We start from the raw sequence: 8569 nt of genomic DNA, 5'->3' as shown, positions 1-8569 counted from the left end.
ACCGCCGCCGTGACGACGGGCAATGCGGCTTCTGCATCGCGGACGACGAGCGCGGCGGCGGCTTGCGCCTGCTGGGCGGTCGCCGCGACCGGCGCGCCCACGGCAACGGCCGCATCGGCGGCGCCGAGCGTTGCGGTCAGCACCGCGGCGCCGGTGTTCATCGCGGTAGCCGCGGCTGCGGCGTTGCTGCGCGCAAGCTGTACCTGTTCGGCGGCCTGGGCGGCGATTTCGAGCGCCTGCTGCGGCAGCACGACGGCCGGCTGGGCGGCGGCGACAGCCAGCGCGCCGGCCTCGGCCTGCGCGGCGGTCTGCACCGCTTCGTCGATGGCGCCGGCGGCGGCGCCTTCCGCATGGGCGGCGGGATCCTTCGAACCTTGCTGGCCTTTGGCTGGCGTTTTCGCGGCGTTCTCCGCGGGCCGGGAGCCGGCGGCGTGATCCTGGCGTTGTTGGGACGGACGTTGCTGCGCAAGCACGTCGGAAAAGCTGGGGCCCTGCCGGTTCGCGGGCCTTGGCTTGGCGCCGAGCGTGTCGGCGATCGAGGCAGGGGCGACGGGCGCAAGGGAGGGCAAGGGCAGGGGAGCGGTCATCTGGGGCTTCCTGTTAGGCACGGCTTAATGCATGCCGGCCTGGCGCTGGACCAGGCGGGCAGAATATTCGTCATTGGCGCGCTGTTCGCGGCGGGATTCGATCACGGCCTGGGCGCGCAGCTCGCGTTGGGCCAAGGCGTCGTAGGAATTGAGCTTGCGCTTTTCCTGCTGCCAGTACTGGCGCCCCTTGGCAAGGTTCTCGTCGGCCTGGCGCAGCACGGCTTGCTGCTGGCCGATCGCGTCGTCCAGGGTGCCGATGAAACGTTGGTAGTTGTGGCAGTCGCTCGCCGGCATGCCGTTGGTCATCGCCTGCTGCAAGCGCTCCAGGTAGTCCTGGCGGTAATCGTGCAGCATGCCGAGCTGGCGCTCGGCATTGCTGCGCTCGGCATTCAGCCGGCCCAGCAGCCGGGCGGCTTCGTCCGTGCTCTCCTTGGCCAGGTTGATCAGCATGTCCAGGGGAAGTTGGCTAGGCATAGGTGTTTCTCAACTCGAAAGTTGCGCGCAACTGGCCGACGGCGTCTTCGTAGCCGATGTTTTCGCCGATGTCCTGCTGCAGGAAGGCTTCCAGGCGCGGATAGCGCGCGATGGCGTCGTCCAGCTGGGGGTCGTTGCCGGCGGCGTACGCGCCCACGGCGATCAGGTCGCGGTTGCGCTGGTAGCGCGACAGGCTTTGCTTGAAACGGCGCACCACGGCGAATTGTTCCGGCGTGATGAGCGAGGTCATGGCGCGCGAGATGGAGGCTTCGATGTCGATCGCGGGGTAATGGCCGGCCTCGGCCAGATGCCGCGACAGCACGACGTGGCCGTCCAGGATGGCGCGCGCGGAGTCGGCGATCGGATCCTGCTGGTCGTCGCCTTCGGCCAGCACGGTGTAGAACGCCGTGATGGAGCCGGCCTTGCCGGTGGGGCCGGGCGCGCCCATTCCGGCGCGTTCGACCAGCATCGGCAGCTTGGCGAAGACGGAGGGCGGGTAGCCCTTCGTGGCAGGCGGCTCGCCGATGGCCAGCGCGATCTCGCGCTGCGCCATGGCGTAGCGGGTCAGCGAGTCCATGATCAGCAGCACGTCCAGGCCCTGGTCGCGGAAATGCTCCGCCAGGCGGGTGGCGTAGGCGGCGCCCTGCAGGCGCAGCAGGGCGGACACGTCGGCCGGCGCGGCCACCACGACCGAACGGGCCAGGCCTTCCGGGCCGAGGTTGTGTTCGATGAATTCCTTGACTTCGCGGCCGCGTTCGCCGATCAGGCCCACGACGATCACGTCGGCCTTGGTGTAGCGGGCCATCATGCCCAGCAGCACGCTCTTGCCGACGCCGGAGCCGGCGAACAGGCCCATGCGCTGGCCGCGGCCGACGGTCAGCAGGCCGTTGATCGCGCGCACGCCCGTGTCGAGCACGGTATCGATCGGGGCGCGCGACAAGGGGTTGATCGGCTGGGCTGACAGGGGCGCCAGCTCGGCGCCGGTCAGCGGACCCAGGCCGTCCAGCGGCCGGCCGGCGCCGTCCAGCACGCGGCCGAGCAGGGCGTTGCCCACCGGCAGGTGGCGGCCCAGCTGCGGTTTGGCGTTGCCGTTGAGTTCCGCCTTGCGCGGCAGGGGGATCTGCCGCTGGACGGGCGGCTCGCCGGGCACGACGCGCGCGCCGGGCGGCAGGCCGGAGATGTCCGCCTGCGGCATGAGGTACAACGTGTGGCCGTCGAAACCGACGACTTCGGCATCGGCCCAGTGGTCGTGGCCGCGTGCGATCTCGATGCGGGCGGCGGCGCCGACAGGCAGGCGCAGCCCGGTTGCGTGCAGCACCAGGCCCGTGGCGCGCGTGATCTTGCCGCTGACCAGCCAAGGGTCGGTCGACGCGGCCCGGATCGAGCCGATCTGCAGCTGGGTCTGCCAGCGGTCGATGACGGGCACGGCCGGCACCGGCATGGCCGGGGCGGGCGCCGGTTTGCCGTTCACGCGGGGTCCTCCCACGACACGTTGCGGCCCAGCGAAGCCGCGACGCGGCGCCAGCGCGTCTGCAGGGTGGCGTCGATGTCGCCGAAGGGCGTCTCGGCGCGGCAGCCGCCGCGCGCGATGGACTCATCGGCAAGCACGCGCCAATGGCCTTCCTTGAGTTCGTCGGCCAGGTGCAGGCGGATCAGTTCGATGTCTGCCGGATTGGCCCACAGGCGCATCTGGCCGCCCGCGGTCGGATTGATATGCAGCACTTCGCGCACCGCGCCGGCCACCGTTTCGGGCTGCTCGGCGAGGGTGGTGCGCAGGACCTGCTGCGCGATGTCCAAGGCGAGGGTAAGGAGGCCCTGGCCCATTTTTTCTTCGAGCGAACCCAACGATACGGCGCATGCCTGCACCAGCGCGTGCAGGCGCTGCGCTTCCTCGGCGCCCTGTTCGCGCGCCTGCGCCAGGCCTTCTGCGTAGCCTTGTTCACGCCCCGCGGCCAGGCCGGCCTCGTAGCCCGCCTGGCGGCCGGCTTCGAAACCGGCCGTGTGACCTTCGGCATGGCCGGCCTCGCGGCCTTCCGCCAACGCTTGCGCGCGCAGCTGGGCCATGACGACCTCGGGGTCCGGTCCTGGATCGGGTTCCGGTTCGGGCTCGGCTTCGACGGGCGCCGGCTCGTCGAACGACAGCATCTGCCAGCGCCGCCAGGCGGCGCTGCGCGAGATGAGCGTCGTCGCGCCGCTGTCCGCTTCAGACATACGTGTCGTCTCCCTGGTTGCCCAGGACGATCTGGCCGCTTTCGGCCAGGCGGCGGGCGATCTGCAGGATCTTCTTCTGTTCGGCCTCGACCTTGGACATGCGGATGGGGCCTTGGGCCTCCAGGTCTTCGCGCAGCATTTCGGCGGCGCGGCTGGACATGTTGCGCAGGAACTTGGCGCGCAGCTCCTCCGGCGCGCCCTTGAGCGCGACCATGAGGGTGTCGTTGTCGATTTCTTTGAGGATGAGTTGGATCGCGCGGTCTTCGACATCGAGCAGATTGTCGAAGACGAACATTTCGTCGATGATCTTCTGCGCCAGGTCGTTGTCGCGCTCGCGCAGGCTGGCGACGACGGTTTCCTCTTCGGCCGAATTCATCATGTTCAGGATCTCGGCCGCGGTGCGCACGCCGCCCATCTTGCTGCGCTTGGCGCCCTGGCCGGCCAGGACGGAATTCAGCACTTCGGTCAGTTCGGACAGCGCCGCGGGCTGCACGCCGCCGAACGTGGCGATGCGCAGCATTACGTCGTTGCGCAGGCGGTCGGTCAGCAGGGCCAGCACGCCCGCCGCGCGGTCGCGCTCCAGGTGCACCAGGATGGTGGCGATGATCTGCGGATGTTCGTCGCCGATCAGCTCGGCCACCGTGTTCGGATCCAGCCAGTTCAGCGCGTCGATGCCGCTGCCGCCTTCGCCGGCCTCGAGGATGTCCTCGATCAGGCCGGCCGCGCGGTCGCTGCCCAGCGCTTTGGTCAGCACGGTGCGGATGTAGTCGTCCGAACCCAGGGTGACGGCCATGAATTGGTCGGCTTCCTGGCGGAACTCTTCCAGCACCACGGCGACGTCGTTGCGGGTGACCTGCTTCAGGCTTGCCATGGCGGCGCCGACCTGCTGGACCTCACGGGCGCTGAGGTACTTGAAGACCTCGGCCGCCGCGTCTTCGCCCAGCGACATCATCAGGACCGCGCTGCGCGTCATGCCGTCCAGCGGAGGGGAATCATTTTTCATCTTTGTTCATCCAGGTGCGCAGAACCATCGCGACCGCGCGTGGATCCTTGTTGGCCATCGTGCGGGCGCGTTCCAGGTTGTCCTGGTAGCGGTCCACTTCCTTGGCGCGGGCGGCTTCCTGGGCTTCGCGCACGGCTTCGATGCGATCCGCCTCGGCTTGCTCGGGATCGACCGGCGGGTACAGGTAGTCGCCCACCGTGCGGCGCAGCAGGCGATACAGCCACAGCGCCAGCACACCGCCGACCAGCCAGGCCAGGATCGTCTTGAACAGCGAAATCATTTCCGGATCGCGCCAGACCGGCACCGGCGGCGGGCCATCATTGAACTGGCTGTTGACCAGGTTCAGCGAATCGCCGCGCGTTTCCGAGTAGCCCATGGCTTCGCGGACCAGGTTTGTGAGCTTGTTCAGTTCTTCGGGCGGCAGGGCTTGCGGCTCGCCGTCCTTGTCGCGGATGTAGTTGACGACCACGGCGACCGACAGGCGCTTGAGCATGCCCACCGGCTGCTTGATGTGGCTGATGGTGCGGTCCACTTCGTAGTTCGTGGTCGCATCGCGGCGTTCGTTCAGGTTGGCCGCGGCGGTTTGCGTGCCGGTCTGTTGTTGCGGCTGGGCGTTGGCCGGTTGCTGCGGCTGGCCGGGACGGGGCGGTTGCGGCTGAGGCGGGTTGGCGATGGGCGCCTGCGCGTTGGCCGGCGCCTGGTTCGACAGCGCGCCGGGAACGCCTTGCGCGGGGTTGACGCCGCGTTGGGTGGAGTCGCTGGTCTGCTGGCTGCGCACCGCGGCCTGGCCGGGCTCCTGGTTCGGACGGTAGACTTCCGACGTCTCTTCGCGGCGGGAGAAATCCACGTCGGCGCTGGCCTGGGCATGGACGTTGCCCGGGCCGACGAGCGGATTCAGGATGGTGAGGATGCGCTCGACCGTGCGTTGTTCCATTTCGCGCACGAAGCGCATCTGGTCGGCATCCATGCCGCGGCCTTCGCCCAGCGGCGCCGACAGCAGGCGGCCGTTCTGGTCGACGATGGACACGTTTTCCGCGGTCAGTTCGGGGACGCTCGAAGCCACCAGCCAGGAGATCGCGGAGACTTGGGCGTCGCTCAGGCTGCGGCCCGGATAGACGTTCAGCAGCACCGACGCCGTGGGGGCCTGGCGCTCGCGCACGAAGAGCGATTGGCGGGGCATGGCCAGGTGCACGCGGGCATGCTGCACCGTATGCATGGCTTCGATCGAGCGGGCCAGCTCACCCTCCAGGCCGCGCTGGTAGTTGATCTGCTCGGCGAACTGGCTTGCGCCGAAGCGGGCGTTGTCCATCAGTTCGAAGCCGACGGAGCCGCCGCGCGGCAGTCCCTGGGACGCCAGCTGCAGCCGGGTGTCGTACACGCGCTCCGCCGGCACCAGCAGGGCGGTGCCGGTGTCGTTGTAGCGGTAGGGTACGTTCATCGTTCCCAGCGCCGTCACGATCGCGCCGCCGTCGCGGTCATCCAGATTGGAGAACAGGACCTTGTAGTTGGGTTCGCTGCTCCACATCGCGATGGCGACGACCGCCGCGACGAAGGCTGCCGCCGCGCCGAGCAGGACGGGCTTGGGCAGCGCGCGGACCTTCTCCAGCACGGGGAACTTCGCCAGCAGCGACGAGCTCAGGGTGGCTTGCTGGTTCATCGACGGCTCCCGCTGGCCACGCGGAGCTGGGAATGGGACTTCATGTCTTGGTAGGGCAGATTACACATGCAACGTGCTTCTGGTCTGGGGAGAGCGTGGATTATTGCCCCTGAGACGACAATCCCAATCGTTGAAAACAGCCGGTTTTTGGCGTTACTTATCCCCTATGTCGCCCAGAACGGGGACAGGGCCGCCGCAGCCCGGAGAGGTGGGGGCCGCATTCGGGGAAATGTCGGGTTTTTTGGCGGTTCTTATCGGCTATGGCCGGGCGCGATCGGCGTTACGCTGTGTCCAACTTTGGCGTAATCCCCACCAGCAAGGAATCAGTAATGGCTGTATCAGGCTTGTCCGGCATCGAAAGCATGCTCCAGCAGATGCGCGCGGTCGTCACCAAGGCGGAGACGGGCAACCTCGCCGCGGGCGAAATGGTCGGCCGGCCGGACGGTTTTGCCGCCGAGCTGCAACGTTCCATCCGCCGCGTCACGGCTGCCCAGAACGCGGCCACCGCGCAGGCCAAGGCCTTCGAGCTGGGCGCGCCGGATATCTCGCTCAACGACGTCATGATCGATATGCAGAAAGCCAGCATCGGCTTCCAGACGGCGGTGCAGGTGCGCAACAAGCTGGTTGCGGCCTACAAGGAAATCTCGTCGATGGCCGTCTGATTCCGGGGCGCGCCCGGCTTTGCGCCGGATCAGTTGCGCTGCGCGCCTCGCTCGAGGCGCCACACCACTTGCTGTAGCCAGTTCTCCTGGCGCGCATCCAGGTTCAGGAAGATCGCGCCCAGGTGGCTGACCGGCGGCTCGCCGGTCAGCGATACATGCCGCGGCGGCGCCTCGCCAGGATTGGCGCTCTGCGTCATCGGCTGCCCCGACACCGGATATACGTTGCGCACTTCCAGATTGGCGCTGATCTTGCCCAGTTCGCCGAAGTCGAGCTGGACGTTTTCCATGATGGCGCCGCGCCCGGGCAGGGCGCCTGCCTCCATCCCCGCGCGCAGGCCCACGCCGTCGACCGAAATGTCCCGCACGGTGAAACGCTGCGGTTTTTCATTGGGCGAGGCCTGCCAGGTGGCATGGCATTGGCTGGCGCTGGCGATCAGCGACGCGCGGAACATCTTGCGGCGCTGGATCCGGGCCAGGCGTTCGGGGAAGGGCGAGACCAGCGCGGCGCTGCCGTCGTCGAAATGGATCACTTCGGGCCGCTGCACGCGGAAGCGGATCTGCACGCCGCCATAGGCCGTGGCGTTGAAATAGAACGTGGCGCCGCTGAGCAGCCCCATGGAGTCCGAGTGCTCAAAATCCGCGCCGGCATAGTCGCGCGGGCGCCAGAAGAATTGCTGCGTATGCTTGTCCGCGCCGAGGATGAGCACTGCCATCTCGCGATCGGCGGCGTCGCGCACCAGGATGTGGCTGTCGGGGTGCGTCAGCTCGAACAAGGCTGCGCGCATGTCTTCCGGCCGAGTAAGCAGAAATTCCGGGTCGCTGGCGTCCAACACGATGGTCGTCCTCAATCAGTAGAGTCAGGCGGTGGGCGCGGTTTCGGGAAACTCGCGCGATTCCAGGCGATATAGCCAAGCCAGCAATTCTGCCACCGCTACGTAGAGTTGGGGCGGAATATGCGCATCCAGGTCTACCTGCATAAGCAGGCCGACCAGTTCGCGCGACTCGTGGACGTAAAGACCGTTCTCTTGCGCGGCGCGGACGATGGTGTCGGCCAACTGGCCGTAGCCCTTGGCGACGACGCGCGGCGCGCCGTCTTTTTCCTCGTAGGAAATGGCGACCGCCGCGTTGCGGTTGGCGTTGGGGCCGGTGTCCTGGGGCGTGGCGGGCGTGTTCATCAGATATCGGCCGCAATGACGGGGCGCGGCTCCACCACGCTCACCGACAGATCGCTCAGGGTCAGGCCGGCGGCCAGCAGGCGCGAGCGCAGCGTGTCCGAGGCATCATGGATCTCTGACGCGCTGTGAGGCGCGACGAGCTGCAGGACGAGCTGATCGCCGGCCAGGTTCAGCCGGGCGTCGACCAAGCCCAGGCGCGGCAGGTCCAGTTTCAGCCGCGTGGCCCACGTGGGCACTACGGAATTGGGGTCTCCGCCATAGGGATCGCGCTCCACTTCCCATTCCATGGGGGTGCCTGGCCAAGCTTCGCCTTGCCAGGTCAGGGCCTGATTGGCCAGCACGTCGAGCTGCTGGCGCACGAGTACGGTCAGATCCTGATGGATGCCGCTGATGGGCGTGCCGGGCGCGGAAGAGGCGGACGTGCCCGAGGAGCCCGAGCCGACGGGCGCCTCGCTGCCGGCGCGGGCAGCGGACGGTTCGGCCCGGCCTCGGGCTGGCGCCGCATCCTGGGGCGCGGCGTCCTTGTCCAGGCGGGCCTGGGGTTCTTCCCGCAGTTGGGCGGGATTGGTCCGGCCGAAGACCAGGTCGCCCAGGTGGGACTCATAGAAGAGGCCGCTGGTTTGCAGCGCGTGGCGCAAGGCCTGGCCCAGCGCGCGGGCCGAGGGGCCGCCCGCGGCAAGCGCGGCATGGGCGGTGGCGCCGGCGGGCGCATCGGCTTTGGCTGCGGGGTGGCCCGGCTTGCCGGCGGTGACCGCGGCATTCGTGGCGAGCACGGCCGCGGCGGCCTGGGGCAGGATTGC

General features: G+C 68.4%; 9 protein-coding genes and 1 pseudogene. 1 reads left to right on the top strand and 9 read right to left on the bottom strand.

The window, feature by feature from the left end:
- The 6 genes and pseudogenes from AGI3411_RS30220 to fliF form a co-directional block, all read right to left on the bottom strand.
- Positions 1-587: pseudogene (locus tag AGI3411_RS30220) on the bottom strand (flagellar hook-length control protein FliK); the annotation flags it as partial.
- A 24-nt stretch (positions 588-611) separates the two neighbouring features.
- Positions 612-1061 carry a flagellar export protein FliJ gene (gene fliJ, locus AGI3411_RS29950; protein ID WP_129530928.1) on the bottom strand — a complete coding sequence of 150 codons (450 nt, stop codon included), beginning with the start codon at positions 1059-1061 and terminating at the stop codon, positions 612-614.
- The gene (fliI, locus tag AGI3411_RS29945; RefSeq protein ID WP_129530930.1) at positions 1054-2502 is read right to left on the bottom strand and encodes a flagellar protein export ATPase FliI; all 1449 of its coding nucleotides are present in this window, start codon (positions 2500-2502) and stop codon (positions 1054-1056) included. The genes fliJ and fliI overlap by 8 nt, the downstream gene beginning before the upstream one ends.
- Before the next feature lie 26 nt (positions 2503-2528).
- Positions 2529-3272 (bottom strand): flagellar assembly protein FliH, encoded by a 744-nt coding sequence (fliH, locus tag AGI3411_RS29940; protein ID WP_129530927.1) that lies wholly within the window; start codon positions 3270-3272, stop codon positions 2529-2531.
- On the bottom strand, positions 3265-4275 hold the full coding sequence (fliG, locus tag AGI3411_RS29935; protein WP_129530926.1) for a flagellar motor switch protein FliG: 1011 nt from the start codon (positions 4273-4275) through the stop codon (positions 3265-3267). Before fliG ends, fliH begins: the two co-directional genes overlap by 8 nt.
- Entirely contained in the window at positions 4265-5932 is a 1668-nt protein-coding gene (gene fliF / locus AGI3411_RS29930; protein ID WP_129530925.1) for a flagellar basal-body MS-ring/collar protein FliF, read from the bottom strand. The genes fliG and fliF overlap by 11 nt, the downstream gene beginning before the upstream one ends.
- A gap of 329 nt (positions 5933-6261) precedes the next feature.
- Between fliF and fliE the strand changes: the two genes are divergently transcribed.
- A complete protein-coding gene (gene fliE, locus AGI3411_RS29925) occupies positions 6262-6594 on the top strand; it encodes a flagellar hook-basal body complex protein FliE (RefSeq protein ID WP_129530924.1) in 333 nt (110 codons plus the stop codon).
- 29 nt (positions 6595-6623) lie between these two features.
- On the opposite strand, the gene AGI3411_RS29920 is transcribed toward fliE, so the two are convergent.
- The 3 genes from AGI3411_RS29920 to fliK all read right to left on the bottom strand — a co-directional run.
- Positions 6624-7427 (bottom strand): flagellar brake protein, encoded by an 804-nt coding sequence (locus tag AGI3411_RS29920; RefSeq protein ID WP_129530923.1) that lies wholly within the window; start codon positions 7425-7427, stop codon positions 6624-6626.
- A 24-nt stretch (positions 7428-7451) separates the two neighbouring features.
- Positions 7452-7769, bottom strand: coding sequence for an EscU/YscU/HrcU family type III secretion system export apparatus switch protein (locus AGI3411_RS29915; protein ID WP_129530922.1), 318 nt, complete (start codon positions 7767-7769; stop codon positions 7452-7454).
- On the bottom strand, positions 7769-8569 hold an 801-nt coding region (gene fliK, locus AGI3411_RS30505; protein WP_244240490.1), incomplete at its 5' end, for a flagellar hook-length control protein FliK. The genes fliK and AGI3411_RS29915, both read right to left, overlap by 1 nt.

Origin of the sequence: Achromobacter agilis (genome assembly GCF_900496965.1) — a bacterium.
Taxonomy (GTDB): Bacteria; Pseudomonadota; Gammaproteobacteria; order Burkholderiales; family Burkholderiaceae_B; genus Achromobacter; species Achromobacter agilis.
Note: the sequence above shows the minus strand (reverse complement) of the source record. Positions and strands in the feature narration are given on the sequence as shown.

Bases quoted from the DNA above. Each gene is read 5' to 3' on its own strand.
- fliH (WP_129530927.1), bottom strand. From the start codon at position 3,272: ATGTCTGAAGCGGACAGCGGCGCGACGACGCTCATCTCGCGCAGCGCC.
- fliF (WP_129530925.1), bottom strand. From the start codon at position 5,932: ATGAACCAGCAAGCCACCCTGAGCTCGTCGCTGCTGGCGAAGTTCCCC.
- fliI (WP_129530930.1), bottom strand. From the start codon at position 2,502: ATGCCGGTGCCGGCCGTGCCCGTCATCGACCGCTGGCAGACCCAGCTG.
- fliJ (WP_129530928.1), bottom strand. From the start codon at position 1,061: ATGCCTAGCCAACTTCCCCTGGACATGCTGATCAACCTGGCCAAGGAG.
- AGI3411_RS29915 (WP_129530922.1), bottom strand. From the start codon at position 7,769: ATGAACACGCCCGCCACGCCCCAGGACACCGGCCCCAACGCCAACCGC.
- fliE (WP_129530924.1), top strand. From the start codon at position 6,262: ATGGCTGTATCAGGCTTGTCCGGCATCGAAAGCATGCTCCAGCAGATG.
- fliG (WP_129530926.1), bottom strand. From the start codon at position 4,275: ATGAAAAATGATTCCCCTCCGCTGGACGGCATGACGCGCAGCGCGGTC.